General features: G+C 52.8%; 1 rRNA gene. It reads left to right on the top strand.

What is annotated here, in order from left to right:
• Positions 1 to 307: ribosomal RNA gene (locus GTP41_RS26850) — 23S ribosomal RNA — on the top strand; the annotation flags it as partial.

The raw sequence follows: 307 nt of genomic DNA on the forward strand, positions 1-307 counted from the left end.
CGAGGCAGAGATGCGTAGCTGATGGGAAGCAGGTTAATATTCCTGCACCGTCGTATGATGCGATGGGGGGACGGATCGCGGAAGGTTGTCTGACTGTTGGAATAGTCAGTTTCTGGTTCATAGAAGGCGCTTAGGCAAATCCGGGCGCGTAATTCAAGGGACTGGGACGAGTGAGCTTGCTCACGAAGCAATCGGAAGTGGTTCCAAGAAAAGCCTCTAAGCTTCAGTCATACGAGACCGTACCGCAAACCGACACAGGTGGGCGAGATGAGTATTCTAAGGCGCTTGAGAGAACTCGGGAGAAGGA

The sequence above is a fragment of the Pseudoduganella guangdongensis genome (genome assembly GCF_009857475.1).
Classification (GTDB): domain Bacteria; phylum Pseudomonadota; class Gammaproteobacteria; order Burkholderiales; family Burkholderiaceae_D; genus Rugamonas; species Rugamonas guangdongensis.